This is a genomic window from Pseudomonas sp. JR33AA (assembly GCF_021378985.1).
Lineage (GTDB): Bacteria > Pseudomonadota > Gammaproteobacteria > Pseudomonadales > Pseudomonadaceae > Aquipseudomonas > Aquipseudomonas alloputida.
Genome location: NZ_JAJSAW010000015.1, coordinates 79,662 through 102,548, shown reverse-complemented (window position 1 = coordinate 102,548; position 22,887 = coordinate 79,662). Strand labels below are relative to the sequence as shown.

The 22,887-nt window shown below is 61.7% G+C and carries 20 protein-coding genes, 1 tRNA gene and 1 pseudogene; 8 read left to right on the top strand and 14 right to left on the bottom strand.

Annotated features, from left to right (window positions below; genetic code table 11):
* Positions 1 to 490: pseudogene (locus tag LVS58_RS20610) on the top strand (type IV secretion protein Rhs); the annotation flags it as partial.
* Between the two features lie 251 nt (positions 491 to 741).
* On the top strand, positions 742 to 1,419 hold the full coding sequence (locus LVS58_RS20605) for a DsbA family protein (protein WP_233692593.1): 678 nt from the start codon (positions 742 to 744) through the stop codon (positions 1,417 to 1,419).
* 157 nt (positions 1,420 to 1,576) lie between these two features.
* Here LVS58_RS20605 and LVS58_RS20600 read toward each other — a convergent pair.
* The 7 genes from LVS58_RS20600 to LVS58_RS20570 form a co-directional block, all read right to left on the bottom strand.
* Positions 1,577 to 1,652 (bottom strand) — tRNA-Gly (locus tag LVS58_RS20600).
* Between the two features lie 63 nt (positions 1,653 to 1,715).
* Positions 1,716 to 2,276 (bottom strand): CDP-diacylglycerol--glycerol-3-phosphate 3-phosphatidyltransferase, encoded by a 561-nt coding sequence (gene pgsA / locus LVS58_RS20595; protein WP_021783204.1) that lies wholly within the window; start codon positions 2,274 to 2,276, stop codon positions 1,716 to 1,718.
* Positions 2,277 to 2,309: 33 nt separating this feature from the next.
* Positions 2,310 to 4,133: an excinuclease ABC subunit UvrC gene (gene uvrC / locus LVS58_RS20590; protein WP_233692592.1), complete on the bottom strand. Its 1,824-nt coding sequence runs from the start codon at positions 4,131 to 4,133 to the stop codon at positions 2,310 to 2,312.
* Between the two features lie 6 nt (positions 4,134 to 4,139).
* On the bottom strand, positions 4,140 to 4,778 hold the full coding sequence (gacA, locus tag LVS58_RS20585; protein ID WP_233692591.1) for a response regulator transcription factor GacA: 639 nt from the start codon (positions 4,776 to 4,778) through the stop codon (positions 4,140 to 4,142).
* A 63-nt stretch (positions 4,779 to 4,841) separates the two neighbouring features.
* Entirely contained in the window at positions 4,842 to 5,231 is a 390-nt protein-coding gene (locus tag LVS58_RS20580; RefSeq protein ID WP_233692590.1) for a helix-turn-helix domain-containing protein, read from the bottom strand.
* Positions 5,232 to 5,337: 106 nt separating this feature from the next.
* Positions 5,338 to 5,781, bottom strand: coding sequence for a GNAT family N-acetyltransferase (locus tag LVS58_RS20575; protein WP_233692589.1), 444 nt, complete (start codon positions 5,779 to 5,781; stop codon positions 5,338 to 5,340).
* Between the two features lie 10 nt (positions 5,782 to 5,791).
* Complete coding sequence (locus LVS58_RS20570; RefSeq protein ID WP_233692588.1) at positions 5,792 to 6,178, bottom strand: DUF488 domain-containing protein; 387 nt, start codon at positions 6,176 to 6,178, stop codon at positions 5,792 to 5,794.
* Between the two features lie 128 nt (positions 6,179 to 6,306).
* Between LVS58_RS20570 and LVS58_RS20565 the strand changes: the two genes are divergently transcribed.
* Complete coding sequence (locus LVS58_RS20565) at positions 6,307 to 7,923, top strand: inorganic phosphate transporter (RefSeq protein ID WP_233692587.1); 1,617 nt, start codon at positions 6,307 to 6,309, stop codon at positions 7,921 to 7,923.
* 764 nt (positions 7,924 to 8,687) lie between these two features.
* Here the strand turns inward: LVS58_RS20565 and LVS58_RS20560 are convergent.
* The 3 genes from LVS58_RS20560 to LVS58_RS20550 all read right to left on the bottom strand — a co-directional run bounded on the left by LVS58_RS20560 (position 8,688) and on the right by LVS58_RS20550 (position 11,408).
* Positions 8,688 to 9,383 (bottom strand): glutathione S-transferase N-terminal domain-containing protein, encoded by a 696-nt coding sequence (locus LVS58_RS20560; protein ID WP_233692586.1) that lies wholly within the window; start codon positions 9,381 to 9,383, stop codon positions 8,688 to 8,690.
* An 87-nt stretch (positions 9,384 to 9,470) separates the two neighbouring features.
* Positions 9,471 to 9,968, bottom strand: a complete 498-nt coding sequence (locus LVS58_RS20555) for a PaaI family thioesterase (RefSeq protein ID WP_233692585.1) — start codon at positions 9,966 to 9,968, stop codon at positions 9,471 to 9,473.
* A 57-nt stretch (positions 9,969 to 10,025) separates the two neighbouring features.
* Entirely contained in the window at positions 10,026 to 11,408 is a 1,383-nt protein-coding gene (locus tag LVS58_RS20550) for an amino acid permease (protein ID WP_233692584.1), read from the bottom strand.
* Positions 11,409 to 11,663: 255 nt separating this feature from the next.
* On the opposite strand from LVS58_RS20550, the gene gcvA reads away from it, so the two are divergent.
* Positions 11,664 to 12,560 carry a transcriptional regulator GcvA gene (gcvA, locus tag LVS58_RS20545; protein WP_233692583.1) on the top strand — a complete coding sequence of 299 codons (897 nt, stop codon included), beginning with the start codon at positions 11,664 to 11,666 and terminating at the stop codon, positions 12,558 to 12,560.
* A 172-nt stretch (positions 12,561 to 12,732) separates the two neighbouring features.
* Entirely contained in the window at positions 12,733 to 13,983 is a 1,251-nt protein-coding gene (locus LVS58_RS20540; RefSeq protein ID WP_233692582.1) for a 2-aminoadipate transaminase, read from the top strand.
* Positions 13,984 to 13,986: 3 nt separating this feature from the next.
* On the opposite strand, the gene LVS58_RS20535 is transcribed toward LVS58_RS20540, so the two are convergent.
* Positions 13,987 to 14,289, bottom strand: coding sequence for a hypothetical protein (locus tag LVS58_RS20535; protein ID WP_012051778.1), 303 nt, complete (start codon positions 14,287 to 14,289; stop codon positions 13,987 to 13,989).
* A 210-nt stretch (positions 14,290 to 14,499) separates the two neighbouring features.
* Here LVS58_RS20535 and LVS58_RS20530 point away from each other — a divergent pair, with 210 nt between their 5' ends.
* Both LVS58_RS20530 and fusA read left to right on the top strand, forming a co-directional pair.
* Positions 14,500 to 14,925 (top strand): hypothetical protein, encoded by a 426-nt coding sequence (locus LVS58_RS20530; protein ID WP_233692581.1) that lies wholly within the window; start codon positions 14,500 to 14,502, stop codon positions 14,923 to 14,925.
* A gap of 73 nt (positions 14,926 to 14,998) precedes the next feature.
* Positions 14,999 to 17,110: an elongation factor G gene (gene fusA / locus LVS58_RS20525; RefSeq protein ID WP_233692580.1), complete on the top strand. Its 2,112-nt coding sequence runs from the start codon at positions 14,999 to 15,001 to the stop codon at positions 17,108 to 17,110.
* 112 nt (positions 17,111 to 17,222) lie between these two features.
* On the opposite strand, the gene LVS58_RS20520 is transcribed toward fusA, so the two are convergent.
* The 3 genes from LVS58_RS20520 to LVS58_RS20510 all read right to left on the bottom strand — a co-directional run bounded on the left by LVS58_RS20520 (position 17,223) and on the right by LVS58_RS20510 (position 21,687).
* Positions 17,223 to 18,665, bottom strand: coding sequence for a SulP family inorganic anion transporter (locus LVS58_RS20520; RefSeq protein ID WP_233692579.1), 1,443 nt, complete (start codon positions 18,663 to 18,665; stop codon positions 17,223 to 17,225).
* 83 nt (positions 18,666 to 18,748) lie between these two features.
* Positions 18,749 to 20,458 (bottom strand): S8/S53 family peptidase, encoded by a 1,710-nt coding sequence (locus tag LVS58_RS20515; protein ID WP_233692578.1) that lies wholly within the window; start codon positions 20,456 to 20,458, stop codon positions 18,749 to 18,751.
* Positions 20,459 to 20,511: 53 nt separating this feature from the next.
* Entirely contained in the window at positions 20,512 to 21,687 is a 1,176-nt protein-coding gene (locus LVS58_RS20510) for a hypothetical protein (protein ID WP_233692577.1), read from the bottom strand.
* A 125-nt stretch (positions 21,688 to 21,812) separates the two neighbouring features.
* On the opposite strand from LVS58_RS20510, the gene LVS58_RS20505 reads away from it, so the two are divergent.
* Complete coding sequence (locus LVS58_RS20505) at positions 21,813 to 22,577, top strand: secretin N-terminal domain-containing protein (RefSeq protein WP_233692576.1); 765 nt, start codon at positions 21,813 to 21,815, stop codon at positions 22,575 to 22,577.
* Positions 22,578 to 22,887 lie beyond the last annotated feature (310 nt).

The window sequence follows — 22,887 nt, the reverse complement described above, 5'->3', positions numbered from 1 at the left end:
TCGCTACGACGCACGTGGCTATCTGGTCGAAAGCGAACGACCGGACGGTCGCATTGACCGCTACGAAATTGATGTGGCCGGCCAGCTGACGCGCTATATCGACCCTGCCCAGAAAACCCTGCAATTTCGCTACGACCCCAGCGGCCGGTTGGTCGAACGCACCGACGCCATGGGCTACAGCGTGAAGTTCCGCTACGACGCCTATGGTCGGCTACTTCAACTGACCAACGAGAATGACGAGTCATACCGCTTCGGCTGGGACGAGCTGGACCGGCTGGTGGCACAAAAGGACCTGGATGGCAGTGGCCGCCTCTCTGCCTACAACGTGCTGGATGAGGTCGTTCGTCTTACCCATGTGCCCTCGCCTGACGAGCAGCCGCCCCTGTCCGACAACGCCCCGCCGACACGGACGGCTGCCATCCGTCATGACTTCGAGCGCGACGCAATCGGCCGGCTTGTCAGCAAGCGCACTGAAGATGGCACCCTCTGAATACGGCAACGACGCCAACGGGCAGCTGCTCAGCGAAACATCGTTGAAACAAAGGAGTAGCCGTTGTTCCGCACCGTGCCACCCGTTCATATCTGGCACTGGCAAGGACGGAACCTGAAGAGGAAGCCAGCGTCATAGCCTCATGCAGCAACTCGGCATCAGTGGACTCGATGCCGCCATCCGCATGACTCAGGATGGAGACGGCGCACCGGTTTCTAGCCGTTCGATCTGGAATTGCCAGGAGCAACAACATGCGCAAACGGATGAGTGCAACCAACCTAAAGTGGGCCTGCGGCTGGCTCGCAGCCGCGGTTTTGGCACTGTGCTGGTGGCTGCCGTTACCTTTTCGTTCCACCGCCGATGATGGCCCGCAGCGGATTTATGGCAACCCCGAAGCGCGCTTCACCATCACCCTCTACGCCGACCTCGAATGCCCGCGCTGCCAGGGCTATCTGCCGCAACTGCAACGCTGGATCGTCACCAACGATCACGTCAACCTGGCCTGGCGTCACCTGCCTCTCCCCCAGCATGAACCGGCCGCCAGTCGGGAAGCGCGACTGATCGAATGCATGGGCCAGCGTGAGGGTCACGAAGGCGTTTGGGGGCCAGTGCTCCGGGTCTACCTGAATACCCAAGGCAACGGCCGTGGGTTGGCTGCTGGACACGACTATCCGGACATCAGCCCGCCCCTGCAACGCTGCCTGGCCGGCGAACGGGCTGCCCAAGTCGTGGACACGCAAAAAGCGCAAGCCTTGGAGAATGGATTCAACGCTACACCCACGCTGCGCCTGACCGACAATCACACCCAGCACACGCTGATCCTGGAAGACCCAATCGATCCCGATGTCTTGCTGTCCGCAGTGGACCTGTTGAGCGCACCCGAGATCTTTGAAATGCCCGCTGACGTGATCAGCAATATGTCGAGGTAGCCCACGGCGTCACGGCCAGGGCGCCGCGTTGTGGTGTTTGTACTTGAGTTTCGTGGAGGGAGGGGATTGAGGCAGAATGCATTCGAACGAAAAAAGGCCCCGAAGGGCCTTTTTTCAACGACTTACAGACTTCAACTGAAACCTGTAGATCTTTATTTGGAGCGGGAAACGAGACTCGAACTCGCGACCCCGACCTTGGCAAGGTCGTGCTCTACCAACTGAGCTATTCCCGCGTCGTGATGGGTGCCATTCTAGCGATTTCTAAAACAGCGTCAACCCCTTGATTCAAAAAACTTTTATTTTTTTTCCGAGCCTTCGCGCAGGTGCGGCCAGGCGGCCAACAGGTAGTGCACCATCGACCACAGCGTCAGCCCCGCTGCCACCAGCAGCAGCCCGTAGCCCAGGATCACCCAGAAGGTCACCGCCGGCGGGTTGCCCAGCAGAATCACCAGCGCCAGCATCTGCGCCGCAGTCTTCCACTTGCCGAGGTTGGACACCGCCACATGCGCCCGCGCCCCTAGCTCAGCCATCCACTCGCGCAGCGCAGACACCACGATCTCGCGGCCGATGATCACCGCGGCTGGCAGGGTCAGCCAGAAGTTGGCGTGGGTCTGCACCAGCAGCACCAGGGCCACTGCCACCATCAGCTTGTCGGCTACCGGGTCCAGGAAGGCGCCGAACGGCGTGCTCTGCTGCAAGCGACGCGCCAGGTATCCGTCCAGCCAATCGGTGGCGGCGGCAACCGCGAATACGCTGCTGGCGGCCATGTAGCTCCACTCATAGGGCATATAGAACAGCAGAATGAAGCACGGAATGAGCAGGACGCGTAGAACGGTGAGCAGGTTTGGAATATTCATCGGTACGACTGGCTGCAAGTTGAGCCCGGCATTCTACTCGCTATGCAGGCTGGCATAAATCGACTCGGCAAGCTTTTTACTGATGCCGGGGGCTTTGGCGATTTCATCGATACTGGCGCGGTTGAGCTCCTGCAGGCCGCCGAAATGTTTCAGCAGGTCGCGGCGGCGCTTGGGCCCTACCCCGGCCACATCTTCAAGGCTGGAGACTCGACGAGCCTTGCCACGACGGGCCCGGTGGCCGGTGATAGCGAAGCGGTGGGCTTCGTCGCGGATCTGCTGGATCAGGTGCAACGCCGATGAATCGCCCTTGAGGGTGAATTCGTGATGCACATCGTTCAGGTACAGGGTTTCGAAACCCGCCTTGCGTGTGACGCCCTTGGCCACACCCAGCAGGGTCAGGTCGGTGAAGCCCAGCTCCTGCATCACATCGCGGGCCATGTTCAGCTGGCCCTTGCCGCCGTCCACCAGCAGCACGTCGGGCAGCTTGCCCTCGCCGTCCTTGATGCGCCCATAGCGGCGGGTCAGTGCCTGATGCATGGCCGCATAATCGTCACCTGCGGTGACGCCTTCGATGTTGAAGCGGCGGTAGTCGGACTTGATCGGCCCTTCTGGGCCGAACACCACGCAACTGGCCACGGTAGCTTCACCACTAGAGTGGCTGATGTCGTAGCATTCCAGGCGTTGCGGCACTTCATCCAGGCCCAGCACTTCGGCCAGGGCTTCGAAGCGAGCGGCCATGTGCTGACGGTTGGCCAGGCGGGCATTCAGCGCCTGCTCGGCATTGGTCACGGCCAGTTGCTGCCAGCGGGCGCGGGTGCCACGCACCCGGTGGCTGATGGTCAGTTCGCGGCCACGCAGCGTGTGCAGCGCTTCGGTGATGGCAGCAAAATCTTCGTGAACGACGTTGACGATCAACTCGCCGGGCAGTTCGCGTTCTGCGTTACCCAGGTAGTACTGGGAAAGGAATGCGGCCATGACCTCGGCCACCTCCTCCTCGATGCCCACCTGCGGGAAGAAGTTCTTGCTGCCCAGTACCCGCCCGCCGCGCACGCTGATCAGGTGCACACAGGCACCACCCGGGTTGACGAAGGCGGCGATGACGTCGACATCGCCACTGCCGCCCTCGATGTACTGCTGGTCCTGCACGCGGCGCAACAAGGCGATCTGGTCACGCAGCTCGGCGGCTTTTTCGAAATCGAGGGCCATGGCGGCCTTTTCCATCTCGGCATTCAACTCATTGCCCAGTTGCTGGCTACGCCCTTCCAGAAACATCACCGAATGGCGCACGTCTTCTGCGTATTCCTCGGCAGTCACCAGGTCGGTGCAGGGCCCTTTGCAGCGCTTTATCTGATACTGCAGGCATGGCCGGGTGCGGTTGGCGTAGTAGCTGTCTTCGCACTGACGCACAGAAAAAGCCTTTTGCAGCAGGCTGAGGCTTTCGCGAATGGCCCCGGCACTGGGGTACGGGCCAAAATAACGGCCCTTGGCCTTTTTCGCCCCTCGGTGAATGCCCAGGCGCGGGAACTCGCCATCGGACAGAAACACGTAGGGGTAAGACTTATCGTCGCGCAGCAGGATGTTGTAAGGCGGCCGCCACTCCTTGATCAGGTTCTGCTCCAGCAGCAACGCCTCGGTTTCGTTGGCGGTGATGGTGGTTTCAACCTGGGCGATGCGCGCAACCAGGGCGGCCGTCTTGGGCGCAAGGCCAGTCTTGCGGAAATAGCTGGCCAGGCGCTTCTTCAGGTTCTTGGCCTTGCCCACATACAGCAGGCGGGCCTCGCCGTCGAACATCCGGTATACGCCCGGGCGACCACTGCAGGTCGCCAGGAATGCGCTGGCATCAAAGACTTGGGACATGAGGTTTTACAGGCTTGCGTCAACCATACCGTGGCGAACGGCCAGCAAGGTCAGTTCGACGTCGCTGGTGACAGAGAGTTTTTCAAAGATCCGATAACGGTAAGTATTGACGGTCTTGGGCGAGAGGCACAACTTGTCAGAGATGATCTGCACTTTCTGGCAGCCGACGATCATCAGGGCAATCTGGATTTCCCGTTCGGACAACGCGTCGAACGGAGACCCCTGCGGCTGGAACGGTTTCAGCGCCAGCTGCTGGGCGATCTGCGGGCTGATATAGCGCTGGCCGGCAAAGGCCAGACGAATGGCCTGGACCATTTCGTCAAGGCCTGCCCCCTTGGTCAGGTAGCCGGCAGCGCCGGCCTGCAACAAGCGTGTGGGGAACGGGTCTTCCTCGCACACCGTCACCGCCACTACCTTGATGTCAGGATGGCTGCGCAGCAGCTTGCGGGTGGCCTCCAGGCCGCCGATGCCGGGCATTTTCACATCCATCAGGACAACGTCCGGTTTCAGCTCCCGGGCCAGTTTCAGTGCCGCTTCGCCTGAATCTCCCTCACCCACCACCTGCAGGCCGTCGATGTCGGCCAACATGCGTGTAATACCGGTTCGTACCAGATCGTGATCATCGACCACTAAGACCCTAATCAAGCACACACCTCGTCAGCAGGGCGATTGGATCCCGCCACCTTAACAAAATTTTTCACGGTGGGCCTAACGCATTGCTTCCGTCAGAAACGACTGACGTTGGACCGTGAGAGGCCTCACTATTTGCCGGGGCTTGGCGTCGTGGGTCAACCGCCCCAAAAGGTGCAAGAGCGCCGCCTGATCATCCGAGCGCAATTGCCGAAAAGCCGCCAGCAAAGCGGACTCATCCGTGTTCAAACCTTCGCGCGCTGCCGGGGTGCGCAGGCCGCTGAGTACATACAACGCATCCACGCCACGGGCCGCCAATGCCGCCAGGTAGTCTAGCCGCGGCGTGCGCTCACCGCTTTCGTACTTGCCCTGAGCGTTGGGCTCGACGCCACCGATATCGCCAAATACACGCTGGGTCATACCCAGCCGCTCACGCTCTTCCCGCAGCCGTGGGCCGATTCCGTTCATAGGGGTTCTCCTTTTCCCTTATATCCTCAAGCACGGTCTGCCCGCCTGCAGGCAGCCGTTAACGTATGGATTCACTATGCCCATGCGCTGCGGTCGCGACAAGCCATCATTTAGCTATTAAATTGATATCCCGCTGCATCCGCACAAAGCATTCGTCTTCACCCATTTCGACGAAGCCATGACGCTGGTACAGCAGGCGGGCCGGGTTGCTGCGGAACACCATCAGCCGCAACAGGGGAAGGCGCCGCTGCCTGGCCCACAGCGCCAGCTCTTCCAGCACCCAGCTACCGACGCCCCGCCCACGGTGCTCAGGCAACAGGTGCAACTCGCGGATGAACAGCGCCTGGCGGTCCTGGCTGAGGCTGCAAAAACCCAACAGGGCGTCGCCATCGATCACCAGCCACTGCTCGCGCCAGCCCCAGGCGGCGTCGAAGGCTTCCTCGATCCACAGCAGGTCGTATTCACGGTAGTAGGGCAGCATGGCGCGGCGCGTGAGGTCGCGGGCGAAGGTGCAGTGGACGTCTTTGGCGGGCATCAACTGTAAAGGCATCGCATCGCACTCATTGGGCATAGCACACTGGCGAACTGCCAGGGCCATGCCTGTCCAGTTCGTTTTCCAACCAATCGGCCAGCACCTGGGCATTGTTGTGCCCGGTGTCCTTGCCGGCATAAAGCAATGTCAGTGTCCCCTTTCTGGCCATGTCCAGTAGCGGGTACCAGTGCTCGGGGTGGGCCGCCAGCTCTTGCTGGTACCGCTGGGTAAAACCGGCGAAATCCACTTCCCCCTGATGAAACGCCTTTCGCAATTCATTCGAAGGTGCCACTTCGCGCAACCACTGCCCATGGAGGTCTTCCTTGCGCTTGTTGCGCGGCCACAGGCGGTCGACCAGTACACGCTGGCCATCTTCATCCTCAACCGCATCATAGACACGCTTGCAGCGAATCATGGGCGTCTCCTGCCATTACCGTCCGTCTTGAGCCTAGATAATTCATTGATCGAGGTCACGGCCAGGTTACGAATTGTTTCTATGCTCAAGGCCTTCGGCATTTTCGCCCAACGCCAACCGGAGCGCCCATGGCAACCCCGTCAGTGGCCAGCAGCCCACAACTGGCCCAACACGACGCCCGCCCGCAGCTCGCCCACAAGCCTGGGCGTGCCACCCTGGTGCTGTTCTTCAGCCTGCTGCTGGCAGGCATCGCCTACACTGCCTGGAGCCTCAAGCAGGATGTAGCCGCCAGTGGTACGGCAATCACCACGGTCACACCGTTCCTTCTGCTGGGCCTGGCGCTGCTGATTGCCCTGGGCTTCGAGTTCGTCAACGGCTTCCACGACACCGCCAACGCGGTAGCCACAGTGATATACACCCATTCGTTGCCGGCGCCGGTCGCGGTGGTGTGGTCCGGGCTGTGCAACTTCTTGGGCGTGCTTTTTTCCAGTGGCGCGGTGGCGTTCGGCATCATCGCCCTGCTACCCGTAGAACTGATTCTACAGGTCGGCTCTTCGGCCGGCTTCGCCATGGTCTTCGCCCTGCTGCTGGCGGCGATCATCTGGAACCTGGGCACCTGGTGGCTGGGCCTGCCGGCATCGTCCTCGCACACCCTGATTGGCTCGATCATCGGCGTGGGCGTGGCCAATGCGCTGATGCATGGGCGTGAGGGCACCAGCGGTGTGGACTGGGCCCAGGCCAGCAAGGTGGGTTATGCCCTGCTGTTCTCACCGCTGATCGGTTTTGTGTGCGCCGCCCTGTTGCTGCTGGCCCTGCGTGCGCTGGTCAAACGCAAGGCGCTGTACCAGGCACCGGAAGGCCAGACACCGCCGCCGTGGTGGATCCGCAGCATACTGATCCTGACCTGCACCGGGGTATCTTTTGCCCACGGCTCCAACGATGGCCAGAAAGGCATGGGGCTGATCATGCTGATTCTGGTCGGCACCCTGCCGATGGCCTACGCGCTGAACAAGACCATGCCCAACGGACAGGCCCTGCAGTTTTCCGCTGTCGCCGAGGTGACCCGCCAGGCACTGGTACGCAGCGACCCGCAGGCGGCCCCGGCGGACCCGCGCCAGGTACTTACCCTGTTCATTGCCGAGCCCAAGGCCAGCCCGCACCTGGTCCCGGCATTGGCGGCGCTGACCGGGATGATTGGCGAAGAGGTAAAAGGCTATGGCTCGCTCAAGCGCGTACCGGCTGAAGCCATGGCCAACGTGCGTAACGACATGTACCTGACCAGTGAAGCCATCCGCCTCATGGAGAAAAACCACCTGGTGACATTCGATGCCGACACCCGCAGCCATGTGCAGCTGTTCAAGGCCCAGTTGGACGACGCCACCCGCTATATTCCGCTGTGGGTGAAGGTGGCTGTAGCCATCGCGCTCGGGCTGGGGACCATGGTTGGCTGGCGGCGTATTGTGGTCACCGTTGGCGAGAAGATCGGCAAGACCCACCTCAGCTATGCCCAAGGCGCATCGGCCGAAGTGGTGGCGATGTGCACCATTGGCGCCGCGGATATGTTCGGGCTGCCGGTGTCGACCACGCACGTGCTGAGTTCGGGGGTGGCCGGCGCCATGGTCGCCAATGGGTCGGGGATTCAGAAGCGCACTTTGTTCAATCTGCTGATGGCCTGGGTACTGACCCTGCCAGCGGCAATGCTGTTGGCGGGCAGCCTGTACTGGTTGCTGAACCACCTCTTCTGAACCCGTGCGCCTGTGCCCAATCACCGATGTGTATCCACCAGGTGTAGGAGCAGGTTTACCCGCGAATACGGTAGCGGCTGCGACGGTGAACGTCGGGTAAAAATTGGCCTGCAGGCCCGGCCCTTTCGCGAGTGAACCCGCTCCTACGACGACCTGTGCCCAACACCCAATGTGTGTCCACCACCGGACAGGTGTAGGAGCGGGTTTACCCGCGAATACGGTAGCGGCGGCAACAGTGAACGTCGGGTAAAAATTGGCCTGCAGGCCCGGCCCTTTCGCGGGTGAACCCGCTCCTACGACGACCTGTGCCCAACACCCAATGTGTGTCCACCACCGGACAGGTGTAGGACGGGTTTACCCGCGAATACGGTAGCGGCGGCAACAGTGAACGGCAGGTGAAAATTGGCCAGCAGGCCCGGCCCTTTCGCGGGTGAACCCGCTCCTACGACGGCCTGTGTCCAACACCCGAGGTGTGTCCACCACCAATCTGTGTAGGAGCGGGTTTACCCGCGAATACGGTAGCGGCGGCAACAGTGAACGGCAGGTGAAAATTGGCCTGCAGGGCCGGCCCTTTCGCGGGTGAACCCGCTCCTACGACCCTGTGCCCAACACCCAATGTGTGTCCACCACCGATCTGTGTAGGAGCGGGTTTACCCGCGAATACGGTGGCGGCTGCCACGGTGAACGGCAGGTGAAATTGGCCTGCAGGGCCGGCCCTTTCGCTATCAGATTTTGCGCAAGGCAGTTGTCCCTACTCGGGTTGATCAGCCCGGGATTTTCAGGCCACGCTGCACGGCTGGCCGTTCGAGAAAACTCGCCAGCACGCGCTGCACTTCCTTGAACTGGTCGAAGCCCACCAGGTCACGGGCGTTATAGCGCTCCACCAGGTTACGCACCCAAGGGAAGATGGCGATGTCGGCGATGCTGTACTCCTCAACCATCCACTGCCGACCTTTCAAATGCCGATCCAGCACGCCCAGCAGCCGCTTGGACTCGTTGACATAGCGGTCGCGCGGGCGCTTGTCCTCGTATTCCTTGCCAGCAAAGAAATGGAAGAACCCGACCTGGCCAAACATCGGCCCGATGCCGCCCATCTGGAACATCAGCCACTGCAGGGTCTGGTAGCGCTGAGCAGGGTCCTGGCTGAGCAGCTGGCCGCTCTTCTCTGCCAGGTACTGCAAGATCGCCCCCGATTCGAACAGCGGCAGCGGCTGACCGCTCGGCCCGTTCGGGTCGAGGATGGCGGGGATCTTGTTGTTCGCGCTGAGCGAGATGAACTCGGGGCTCAATTGGTCATCGTTGTCGAAGCTGACCTTGTGCGCCTCGTAAGCCAAGCCAATCTCTTCGAGCATGATCGAAACCTTCACCCCGTTGGGCGTCGGTAGCGAATACAACTGCAGGCGTTCGGGGTGTTTGGCGGGCCATTTGCGGGTGATGGGGAAAGCACTGAGTTCAGTCATGATCAACCTTGCCAAGGGAATGAACCTGTCACTTTAGAGACATCCCCAGCCGCTGACCATCACCGACCACTCATCAGCGTTGGCAGCTCAGGCCTGACCGTGGGCCTTGAGCTTGAGCTTTTCGGTATCGACGCGGACAAACACGGAGTCGGCGGTCACCGTCAGTACATCGTCTGCCCAGACTTCGCAGATGACCCGGCTCTTGCGCCCCACTTCGCCTTCGACACGCGCCTTGAGCAACAGCTCGACACCCATCGGCGTAGGTTTCAGGTACGTCAGGTTGAGCGTGCCGGTAACGCAGTCGATACGCGGTAGGCTGCCCGGTTCGCGGCCTTCGTTACGGTAGTGGTAGGCCATCGCCGTCCAGTTGGAGTGGCAGTCGACCAGCATCGCCAGCAGGCCACCGTAAACCAGGCCAGGCCAGCCGATGAAGGTGCTGTCGGGCGAGTGTCGGCACACCAGGTGAACACCGTCGGCGTCCCAATGGCTTTGCAGGTGCAGGCCGCTGGGGTGGGAACAGCCGCAGCCGTAGCAAGTACCCTCAGGGGCCGCGAGGGCTTGAAGGGAAAGTGTGTGATCAGTCATACGCTTCCTGTGCTTGTTGGAATGGGGGCGCGCAACGCCCCCATTAAAGCAGAAACATCAGGCCGTCTGGGCAACCATCTTGGCACGCCGCTGGGTCAGCGAAACCAGCAGGATGAACGCGGTTACCCCGGCAGTCATCAGCGTTTCATAGCGGTAGGCATCGCTGAACAGCATGTAGCCCAGCACCATGACGATGGTGCCGATCACCAGCCAGGTCAGCCATGGGAACAGCCACATCTTCAGCTCCAACGGGCGCCCTTCACGCTCGGCACGGGCACGCATGCGCAGCTGCGACACGGCAATGACCAGGTACACCAGCAAGGCGATGGCGCCGGTGGTCGACAGCAGAAAGCCAAACACCTTGCCCGGGAACACATAGTTCACGAAGCAACCAGCAAAGCCCGCCAAGGTGGAGAAGATCACCGCCACGGTCGGCACGCCGGAACCGGAAATGCGCTTGGTCACGCTCAGCGCCTGACCACGGGCGCCAAGCGAATAGAGCATGCGCGACGCCGTATAGAGCCCCGAGTTCATGCAACTTGTCACCGCCACCAGCACCACCAGGTCAACCAGCAACTTGGCGCCCGGTACGTTCAGCACTTCCAGTACACGCTGGAACGACCCTACCGCTTTCAGCCCGGGGTCGTTCCAGGCCACCAGCGACACCACCAGGAAGATCGACGCCAGGTAGAAGATGGCGATGCGGTACACCACCAGGTTGGTGGCGCGGCGAATCTTGTCTTTCGGGTTGGCGGTTTCGTCAGCCGCGATGGTGACGATTTCGGCACCGAAGAACGAGAAGATGGTGATCAGCACGCCCCCAAGCACCGTCCCGAAGCCATTGGGCATGAAGCCGCCGCTGTCCCACAGCCGGCTGACCCCGGATACCTCCGCCAGTGGCCAGAAGCCGGACACAGCCAAGGTGCAGACCCCGATGAAGCCAATGATCGCGACCACCTTGACCAGCGCGAACCAGTACTCGAAGGCACCGAAGTTCTTCACGCTGACCAGGTTGGTGCCCGACAGCACCAGCATGATCAGGAAGGCGAACAGCCAGGACGGCACGCCAGGGAAGTAGGCATGCAGGATGTCAGCACCGGCAATGGCTTCCACCGGAATGATCAACACCCAGAACCACCAGTACAGCCAGCCAATGGTAAAGCCCGCCCAAGGCCCGATGGCTTCCGAAGCGTAAGTGGAAAAAGAGCCGCTGTTGGGGTTTGCGATGGCCATTTCACCCAGCATGCGCATGACCAGCAAGACCAGCAGGCCCGTCATGGCATAGGAAATGAGGATGGCCGGACCGGCGGTGGCAATGGCGTTGGAGGACCCGATGAACAGCCCGGCGCCGATGATGCCGGCAATGGAGATCATGGAAACCTGACGGGATGTCAGGCCGTGCTGCAGTGAGCGCTGTTTCTTGTTGTCTTGCGAAGCCATGAAGAACCCTCGAATGGGTCGGCCGCAGCAAAGCGGCTGAAGGTCTGAGCAGAATTCTTATAAATTTCTGATGTGTGTTGTTGTTGTTTTGCAGATGACGGAAGCGGGTATTGACCTCCTCTTCGCATGACCGGTTGTAATCGTTGATCCAGGTCAGTATTAATCTATAGGCCGGGGTCAACAAACGACCTTTTCGAACCACATAATTCCTTAATGGAATGAACTCCTTCCTTTTTTGCTCGGTATTCGCCCGTCATGTCCAAACGCCTGATGCCTTCGACCACCGCCCTTCAGTGCTTCGAAGCGGCCGCTCGCCACCTCAGCTTCACCCGCGCGGCCCAGGAACTGCACCTGACCCAAAGCGCCGTCAGCAAGCAGGTCGCGCAACTGGAGGACATGCTCTCGCACTCGCTGTTCCAGCGCATTCGCCGGCGCCTGCACCTCACCCCGGCCGGCGCGCTGTACCTCACCGAAGTGAACAAGATCCTCACCCAGATCGACATCTCCAGCCGCTACATCCTCAGCTACGGCGACGAAACCGAAGTGCTGCGCATCGCCACCCAGCCGACTTTCGGCGCCCGCTGGCTGGTGCCCAGGCTCAAGGGTTTTGGTGACCGCTACCCGCGCATTCACCTGGATGTGCGCAACGAGCTGGAGCCGTTCGATCTGGTACAGGCCAAGGCTGACGTCGCCTTCTTCTTCGGCCAGGGCACCTGGCCCGGGGCGACCTGCATCGAGTTGTTCAGCGAAGAAGTGGTGCCGGTGTGCAGCCCGCAGCTGCTGGCCAGCCACCGTTTCGACAGCGCCCAGGCGTTGACAGAGCACCGCCTGTTGCAATGCGTGTCGCGGCCGGAGGCCTGGCATGAGTGGTTTCTGGGGCTTGGGCTGCATAGCCAGAACAGCTACCACGGGCCGCGCTTCGACACGTTCTACCTGTGCATCCGCGCCGCCATCTCTGGCTGCGGCATAGCCCTGATTCCCCGCTATCTGGTGGCCGAGGAGCTGAGCGAGGGCAAACTGGTGGTGGCCTGGGACCACCCAGTGCCAAGCAACGGGAGGCACTTCATTGCGCATGCCGAGCATGCGGCCGAAGTGCCCAAGATCAGGGCCTTTGTGCAGTGGATCCGGGAACGGGTGGCTGAGGGGGATTGATTAACCTACTCCAGCCTCTTCGCAGCTTGCCCGCGAAGAGGCCGGTACAACCAACCCAAAAAACAGCCAAGATCACGAATCCATGGAATGATCGCAATCGAATAATTCGTTTGCGGAATAACCCGCCGACACGCTTGGATAATAAGAAACTCGAACAAGGTCCGCGTGCCCCATGAACCAGGAAAGTATCAGCCAATCCATTGCCATCGTTCACCCGATCACACTTTCCCATGGCCGTAATGCCGAAGTCTGGGACACCGACGGCAAACGTTACATCGACTTCGTCGGCGGTATCGGCGTGCTCAACCTGGGCCACTGCAACCCCGCTGTAGTCGAGGCCATCCAGGCTCAGGCCACCCGCCTGACCCATTACGCTTTCAACGCCGCCCCTCACGGCCCGTACCTGGCCCTGATGGAGCAACTGAGCCAGTTCGTGCCCGTCAGCTACCCACTGGCCGGCATGCTCACCAACAGCGGCGCGGAAGCGGCGGAAAACGCCCTGAAGGTGGCCCGCGGCGCCACCGGTAAACGCGCCATCATCGCGTTCGACGGCGGCTTCCATGGACGCACCCTGGCCACCCTGAACCTCAATGGCAAGGTCGCCCCCTACAAGCAGCGGGTCGGCGAACTGCCCGGGCCGGTGTACCACCTGCCCTACCCCAGCGCCGATACCGGGGTTACCTGCGAGCAGGCACTCAAGGCCATGGACCGCCTGTTCAGCGTCGAGCTGGCCGTGGAGGACGTCGCGGCGTTCATCTTCGAGCCGGTGCAGGGTGAAGGCGGCTTCCTTGCCCTGGACCCGGCCTTCGCCCAGGCCCTGCGCCGCTTCTGCGACGAGCGTGGCATCCTGATCATCATCGACGAGATCCAGTCGGGCTTCGGCCGCACCGGCCAGCGCTTCGCGTTTCCGCGCCTGGGTATCGAGCCGGACCTGCTGCTGCTGGCCAAGAGCATCGCTGGCGGTATGCCGCTGGGTGCAGTGGTCGGGCGCAAGGAATTGATGGCAGCGCTGCCCAAGGGCGGCCTGGGTGGCACCTATTCGGGCAACCCGATTGCCTGTGCGGCGGCCTTGGCCAGCCTGGCGCAGATGACCGACGAAAACGTTGCAACCTGGGGTGAACGGCAGGAACAGGCCATCGTCAGCCGCTATGAGCGCTGGAAGGCCTCGGGCCTAGGCCTGTCCATCGGCCGCCTGACCGGCGTGGGCGCCATGCGAGGGATCGAGTTCGTCAATGCCGATGGCAGCCCGGCACCGGCACAACTGGCCAAGGTGATGGAAGCGGCCCGAGCCAAGGGCCTGCTGCTGATGCCCAGCGGCAAGGCGCGGCACATCATTCGCCTGCTGGCACCGCTGACCATCGAGGCCGAGGTGCTCGAGGAAGGGCTGGATATCCTCGAGCAGTGCCTGGCAGAACTGAACTGAGGCTTACAGGCCGAGTTCTTCCGGAGTCAGCATGTCGGACTCGAAGGCGATCCAGCCGCCTTCCAGTTCGGCATGGCCGTTGACGATCGGGCCGTAATAGGTCAGGCCGTTCTCCAGGGTTACGCAAATGTGCGTCGCTGGTTTCTCAGGGGCCGCGAGCGTACCGACGAAATGCACCTTCTTCAGGGTTTCGGTCACCGCTTCCAGACCCACGCGCATTTTGGGGTTTTCCGAAGCCTCGGTATCTCCACCACGGTCTTCAGCGCTGATGGTCACGGTGGCGATGTACGGGTACTTGGTGCTCAAACGGGGTTACCTCGGTGGGTGTATGGACGTACGGGCGCGTAGAGTACGGCAGGCGGTCTCTGTTGTCTCTACTGGCCTTTTCGCGGGCACGCCCGCCCCACAGGGATCACATGTTGCTTGGGGTATACAGGGCACCTGCAACAGGTGATCTGGATGCCCCGATCTGTTAGGGTGCCCGCCGATGCACGCCACACCACACGAGGATCCCGAGTGAGCGCCGAAGAACCCCTGATCGCCGACCTGTTCGAAGTCGACAAACGCCTGTCCCTCAAGCCCGTCGTGGACTTCAACAACTACCTGCGCAACGCCTTCGGCGAGGGCCCATGCCGCTGCCACCGCTGCGTAGAAGGCGCCGACCAAAGCACCTACAGCCACGCGCACAATTTCACCTTCGAAGGCCGCCAGTGGCACCGCCGGTTCGCCAGTACCGCCGGCAGCGACGTCGCCCAGGTGCTGAAAAAAGCCTGGCTGTCGTACACCAAGACTGATCTGAACCTGGTCGGCGCGCTGGACCTGACCACCCTCAAGATCTTCACCGAGGCCGCCCTGCACACGCGCCTGCTGGCCTTGCTGCCGGCCAGTGGCCTGGCCCGCGAAGTGGATGGCCAGTGGATGCTGCAAGCCCAGACCGACTGACAGCCCGGTGGCAGCGCAGGATTCCACCGGTCTGCTAACTTGGTGGAATCCGCCCATCCACAGGTAGTCTGCCATGGCCCGCACAACGCCCATCGAGCTGTACCGCAATATCGGCATCGTCGCCCACGTGGATGCCGGCAAGACCACGACCACCGAGCGGATCCTCTTCTACACCGGGGTCAACCACAAGATGGGCGAAGTGCACGATGGCGCGGCGACCATGGACTGGATGGCCCAGGAGCAGGAACGCGGCATCACCATCACCTCGGCGGCGACCACTGCGTTCTGGCAAGGCTCGACCAAGCAGTTCGCCCACAAGTACCGTTTCAATATCATCGACACCCCCGGCCACGTCGATTTCACTATCGAGGTGGAGCGCTCATTACGCGTGCTCGATGGCGCGGTCGTGGTGTTCAGCGGCGCTGACGGCGTCGAGCCGCAGTCCGAAACGGTCTGGCGCCAGGCCAACAAGTACCATGTGCCACGCCTGGCCTACATCAACAAGATGGACCGCCAGGGGGCCGACTTCCTGCGCGTGGTCAAGCAGATCGATCAGCGCCTAGGGCACCACCCGGTCCCCATCCAGCTGGCCATTGGCAGCGAAGAGAACTTCATTGGCCAGATCGACCTGGTGAAGATGAAGGCCATCTACTGGAACGATGCCGACCAGGGCACCAGTTACCGCGAAGAAGACATACCCGCCGAACTGATGGCACTGGCCGACGAATGGCGTGCGCACATGATAGAAGCCGCCGCCGAGGCCAATGACGAACTGCTCAACAAGTTTCTCGAAGGCGAAGAGCTGAGCGTCGAAGAGATCAAGGCCGGATTGCGCAAACGCACCATCGCTAACGAAATCGTGCCGACCATCCTCGGCTCCTCTTTCAAGAACAAGGGCGTGCCGCTGATGCTCGATGCGGTAATCGATTACCTGCCCGCCCCCTCGGAAATTCCAGCCATCCGCGGCACCGACCCGGACGATGAAGAAAAGCACCTGGAACGGCACGCCGACGACAAAGAGCCATTCTCGGCACTGGCCTTCAAGATCGCCACCGACCCGTTCGTCGGCACCCTCACCTTCGCCCGCGTTTATTCCGGCGTGCTCAGTTCAGGCAATGCGGTACTCAACTCGGTCAAAGGCAAGAAGGAACGCATCGGCCGCATGGTGCAGATGCATGCCAACCAGCGTGCCGAAATCAAGGACGTGTGCGCAGGCGATATCGCCGCGCTGATCGGCATGAAGGACGTGACCACCGGCGATACCCTGTGCGACATGGACAAACCGATCATCCTCGAACGCATGGACTTCCCTGACCCGGTAATTTCCGTGGCCGTGGAGCCAAAGACCAAGGCCGACCAGGAAAAAATGGGCATCGCGCTGGGCAAGCTGGCCCAGGAAGACCCCTCATTCCGCGTGCGCACCGATGAAGAGACGGGCCAGACCATCATCTCGGGCATGGGCGAGCTGCACCTGGACATCATCGTCGATCGTATGCGCCGCGAGTTCAATGTCGAGGCCAACATCGGCAAGCCGCAGGTGGCCTACCGCGAGAAGATCCGCAACACCTGCGAGATCGAGGGCCGCTTCGTTCGCCAATCCGGCGGCCGCGGCCAGTACGGCCATTGCTGGATCCGTTTCGCACCCGGTGATGAAGGCAAAGAAGGCCTGGAGTTCATCAACGAGATTGTCGGCGGCGTGGTGCCGCGCGAGTACATCCCGGCGATCCAGAAGGGTATCGAGGAACAGATGAAGAACGGCGTGCTGGCCGGCTACCCACTCATCAACCTCAAGGCTGCCGTGTTCGATGGCTCGTACCACGATGTCGACTCCAACGAGATGGCCTACAAGATCGCTGCCTCGATGGCCACCAAGCAGTTGTCGCAGAAAGGCGGCGCCGTGTTGCTGGAGCCGGTGATGAAGGTAGAGGTGGTGACGCCGGAGGAATATCAGGGTGACATTCTGGGCGACCTCAGCCGGCGCCGCGGGATGATCCAGGACGGTGACGAAACGCCCGCCGGCAAGGTGATCCGTGCGGAGGTGCCCTTGGGCGAGATGTTCGGCTACGCCACCTCGATGCGCTCGATGACACAGGGCCGGGCCAGCTTCTCGATGGAGTTCACCCGCTATGCCGAGGCGCCGGCGAGCATTGCCGATGTCATCGTCAAGAAGAGCCGCGGGGAGTAAGCGGTTCTCCTGTGCCGGCCTCTTCGCGGGTAAACCCGCTCCTACAGGGGTATGCGCCCCCCCGTAGGAGCGGGTTTACCCGCGAAGAAACCGACACAGACACCAACTGTTTTCAGTGCTGCTCACCCGCCCGCTTCAGCAGCTTCTTGCACCGCTCCGACAAATGCACCACGCGCAAATGCTTGCCCGCCCTGGCATAGCGCTCGCGCAGGGTTTTCAGCGCCGCAACCGCCGAATAATCGACAAAGCTCAAATGCTGGCAATCCAGCGTGACCTGGGCCGGGTCCCCGGCCGTGTCGAACTGGTTGAGGAACGAGGTGGTCGAGGCAAAGAACAGCGTGCCATGCAGTTGATAGCGCTTACCGCCCTCCGCGTCCTCATGGATGTCGGCGTACAGCTCCCGCGCATGCTGCCAGGCAAAGTTGAGCGCCGCGATGATGATGCCGAACAACACTGCCATGGCCAGGTCGGTGAGCACCGTGACCACGGTCACTGCAATGATCGCCAGCACATCATTCACCGGCACCTTGTGCAATACCCGCAACGACGCCCAGGCAAAGGTCTGCTGGGCCACCACGAACATCACCCCAACCAGCGCCGCCAGGGGAATACGCTCGATCAGCGGCGACAGGAACAGCACGAACAGCAGAATCATCACCCCGGCCACTACCCCCGACAACCGGCCCCGGCCATTGGAGCTGAGGTTGATCACCGTCTGCCCGATCATCGCGCAGCCGCCCATGCCGCCGCACAGGCCCGACACCATGTTCGCAGCGCCCAATGCCACACACTCGCGGTCCGGAAAGCCACGGCTCTCGGTGATTTCGTCGGTCAGGTTGAGGGTGAGCAGGGTTTCCAGCAGGCCGACCATGGCCATCAGCACCGCGTAGGGGGCGATGATCTTCAGGGTTTCCAGATTCCAGGGCACATCCGGCAGTGCCAGCCCCGGCAGGCCACCGGCGATGTGCGCCATGTCGCCCAAAGTGCGGGTAGGCAGCCCGAGCACGTACACCAACAGGCCAACACCGAGGATCGCCACCAGAGCCGGCGGCACTGCGCGCGTCAGCTTCGGCACCACATACACCACCGCCATCGTCAGCGCCACCAGGCCGATCATCAGGTACAGCGGCGTGCCGCTGAGCCAGTGTTCGCCGTCCTTGAAATGCTCCAGCTGAGCCATGGCGATGACGATGGCCAGGCCGTTTACGAAGCCGAGCATGACCGGGTATGGCACCAGGCGCACCAGTTTGCCCAGACGCAGCAGGCCGAACAGGATCATGACCACCCCTCCCAGCAGCACCGTGGCCAACAGGTACTGCACGCCGTGCTGCACCACCAGGGCGACGATCACCACCGCCATCGAGCCGGCCGCGCCTGAAATCATCCCCGGCCGCCCGCCGAACAGCGCCGTCAGGGTACAGATGATGAACGCGCCATACAGGCCCATCAGCGGGTTGAGGTGGGCCACCAGGGCAAAGGCGATGCACTCGGGGACCAAGGCGAACGAGGTGGTGAGACCGGCGAGCAGGTCGGCGCGTAGTCGGGCGGGCTTCATGGGCTTCCTGTGGTGCAGTCCTGACGGACGTTAGTAAAACGAGGGGCGCGATGTTACGGAATTTGTCTGACAGCGGCCACCGCTCAACGCACACGGTCCAGGCTCTGCACGGCCAGGTCCAGCGCACGCTGCATGTCCAGCCGTGCCGAACGCCCCAGGTCCGGGTCGTTCAGGCGGCCACCACGCTCTGAGGGCAGGATCGGCGCCGTGAGGTCTTCGGCATCCATCGCTTCGAAATCCTGCTCGGCGCCCAGGGTCAAGGCACTGCGCCGCAACAGCATGCGCACCTGTTCCGGGGTAAGTGACGGGTTGATCGACAGCATCGTCGCCACAGTGGCAGTCACCAAGGGTGTTGCGTACGACGTGCCGCAATGCGCAGCCTCGGCAGACACTGGGCGTATGCAGGCAGCCGCACTGACATCCACGCGCATGTCGATATTGGAACTGTGACGCTTGCGCACATGATCGTGGGCTTCAACTGCCGTAGCCTTGCCACTGCGCTGATGCCCGCCCACCACCAGCAGTTGTTCGGTGATGAACGACGAAGGCAGGCGATATTCATCGGTCCCCGACCAGGACGCACCATTGCCCGCCGAATTCACCACCACCACATCAGGGTGCTCCTTGCGCAGCCAGAGGAAGAACTCCTCAAGTAACTCCTCGTAGCCACTCATTGCCAACCCGGAGCGCACCAGCGAATCGACCTCATCCCCCTTCACATTGCGGGCCCCGACCCGGTGAATGCCCCAGCTCCAGTTCAGCACCCGCACGCCATCTTCGACCAGATTCACCGAGGCCGCGATGTTGGCGGTGATACCGGCATCCGAGTTGCGCTCGACCATCACCTCGAAGCCAGGGCTGTGCTTACCCAGCCCTGGCAAAAAGCCCTCACCCTGCGCAGCGAGAATGCCTGCGACATGGCTGCCGTGGCTTGTCGGGCGATCACCGTCGCGCGCGTAGAGGCATGTCTGGCCTTTTTCGCAGCCCCCTTGATAAGGACTGAACCCTGGGGCGTCAAAGTCCACTTCGCGCTCGATTACCCCGACCCGCACGGGCTTTACTGGCAAGCGAGAAGCGGCAATCCGGCGCTGGTAGAAATACAGCGCGTCCATGAAGCGGTTGGCGGCCCATTCGTCCGCCTGATTGAGGGCCCGGGTGCCGCGCCCATTGCCCTCCTCCCCGCGCTCGGGGCCGGACTCTTCGACAATCACGGCATCCACGCTGACTTCAGTGCCCATGCGCAGGACCATCGCATCGCGCTGCACCAGGTCATCTACCGGCAAGCGCAGCTGGTATACATTCAGCGGCGGTATGGCACCGACAACCTGGGCGCCGTATTTACCGGCGATGCGCCGGGCCTCGTCGAGGCCGTCGTGTTTTTCTTCGATCAACAGGCTGACCAGATCGACATAGGTGGTCAGGCCGTCCATGTTCTTCGCCACTTCATCGGGCCCTGCGGCGATCACGTGACTGCGTTGGCGGGTCAGCCATACCGGGTTGCTGGCGCGGCCGCCATAGGCCAGCCAGAGCGGGGCGCTGCGCTGGGCTTCTCTGCCCAGTCTCAGCGTGAGCCGGTCACCTTGTCGCTCGATATCGGTTTCCGACAGCCGCGTATCGCCGAGCCATACCGCTGGCAGGTTTGCCCCGAGCCCTTCGGCACGCAGGCACCATCGCTGCTGGCTATCGCTGAACAAGTCGCCGCAACGCTGCAGCTGCTTGATGCGCAGCGTGTCCGCTGCAGCCTGTGCACCAAGACTGCAAAGCCATAACAGCAAGATCAGGACACCGTTCATGCAATCACCCCGCGCGCTCCCTGTGAGTGCGACTTACGGGGCACCTCAAAGGTTCACCTGTGGCTGGCAACTGCCTGGTCGCGGGCGAGCCATTCGGCCATGGAAGTATCCTCCAACGCGTACTCGCCACGATTGGCCTTCCATACCAGCTCCTTGTCGCGCAGGGCATCGAGGGCCTTCTGTACGTTTGCCGTGTTGACGTTGGCTACCGCCTGGGCCTGCTCCAGCTTGCGGCTGACCTCAACCAGGGTTTGCTCGGTAAACGGGGAAAACGGCTGCCGGCCCAGCGTGCGCTCGGCCATGACCTCCAGCACTGCCTGCTGCAACGGCGTCAGTTCGTTCCAAGCGCTTTCGTAGTCACTCCACACCCCGGCCTGATGATTCAGCGCCCCATTGCGCAGCAGTTCACCCAGATTGCCCGCCTCACCCAGGCCGACGCTAACTTCGGCCAACAGTTTGTTGAGCATTTCCGGGCGCCGGCCGACCAATTCGAACGCGTAGGCCAGGTCCTCCACCTTGAACTGGTTACTGTCGGCCAGGCGACGGTTCCACAAGGCGGTGATGAATTCGACATATTCACGCCCCAGCAACGGAAATGGCGTGATGCTGGCACCAAAGAATGGCTGCTTGCTCTTGAGTACCAGGTTGGCCAGCTTGTCACGACTGGAGCCCGTGAACACCAGGCGCAAGCCGTCCGGACGGTCGCCACGGTTAAGGTGGTCACGCGCGGCTTTCAGCGCGAACATCGCATTGAGGCCATCTTCGCTGTTAAGGGCGTGCTGAGCCTCGTCGATGATCAGCACTACCAGCTGCCCTGACACTTGATGCAACACAGCAAGCGCCTGGGCCAGGGTAGTACCTGCAGGCAGTTGCGGGCGGGTGAAATCCCAGCTCAGGGTGCGCAGCAGGTTGATCTTGTCGATACCGGCCTTTTTTGCAGTCCTGGCCAGCGCACCTTCGAAACCGGCCAGCGCAGTGCCGATGGCGCCACTGATGAGCTGCGCGGGGGCGGCGTCGCGGTCCGACCACAGGTCGACGTAAACCGGTAGCCAGCCGCGCTGTACGCATTCCGGTATGAAGTCGTTGTTGAGGAAGGTGCTCTTGCCCGTACGCCGGGGTGCGGCCAGGAACATGCCCGAGCTGTAATCGACCAACGACTCGCCGGCCAAGTCTTGAGCCAGCGCGCTGGCCAACTGATTACGGCGTAGGAGCGGACGAACGGGAGACATGCAATTACCCTCAATTATCCTGCCTACTATAATTTATAGCCTACAAGATAAATCAGGATAACACGACCCTCTGCGACAGTGCCGGCGTGATCCAGATCCGGCAGGAAGTCAGCAAATTTGCCATCATGTTGGTTCACCCTGCGGAGATCATGGACATGCCGCTACGCCCCCTTTTCGCCTCCCTGTTGCTGGTCGCCAGCCTCACCGCCCATGCCGCCACCGAGGTGGTGCCACTTCAGCATCGCAGCAGCGCCGAACTGCTGCCCGCCCTGCAGGCATTCATCGGCAAGGACGGCACGGTCAGCGCCTTCGAGAACAAACTGATCGTCAACGCCAGCCCTGAGCGCATCGACGACCTGCGCGCCCTGCTGCAACAGCTCGATACCGCGCCCAAGCGCCTGCTGATCAGCGTCGACAACAACGACAGCAATTTCCAGGACAACCGCGGCAGCGCACGCGTCATTCACTACGGCACCAGCAACCGCGACGGCGGCATGCAGCAGATACAAGCCAGCGAAGGGCAACCGGCACTGATCCAGGTGGGCCAGAGCATCCCTATTACCAGCACCAGCACAGACGGCTATGGGCGCATTCAGAGCAACACCGAATACCGCAACGTGACCCAAGGCTTCTACGTCACCCCGAGCCTGAGCGGCGAAACGGTTCGTCTGCAAATAAGCAGCAATAATGACCGCATCAGCCATGAACGTGCAGATGTAGTGAAAGTACAAAGTACCGACACGACAGTCACCGGCAAGCTCGGCGAATGGATCACCCTGGCGGGGTTCAACCAGCAGAGCCAAGCCGACCGCAGCGCGTCAAGCCATACGTACAGCACCCAACGGGGTGAAAACATGACAGTGCGTGTCAAAGTCGACCTTGTTGACTGATCCCAGGCAATTCAAGGCTTCGACCAAAGGCCTTGAAACTGACTGCCAAGTCGCATTAGACCAAAGATGTAGTAAGGACAAAAAAGCACTACAAAACATTTGACAGGGTCTTTTTCCCAAGGGCATGATGGCCTCGCTCCCGCTAATCAGGGGCCCTGGCAAGGGCCTTCGAGGCGTGCTCCTCCCACCCCTGGAGGCGCCTCGTGTCTATACGGCCCACAAGGCGGTTCGACGGGATTGCGACTGCAACGAAGAAGTTGTCCCGAGGGACGGAAGCGCATCATCGCAGTACTGGCAATCGCGTCGCACC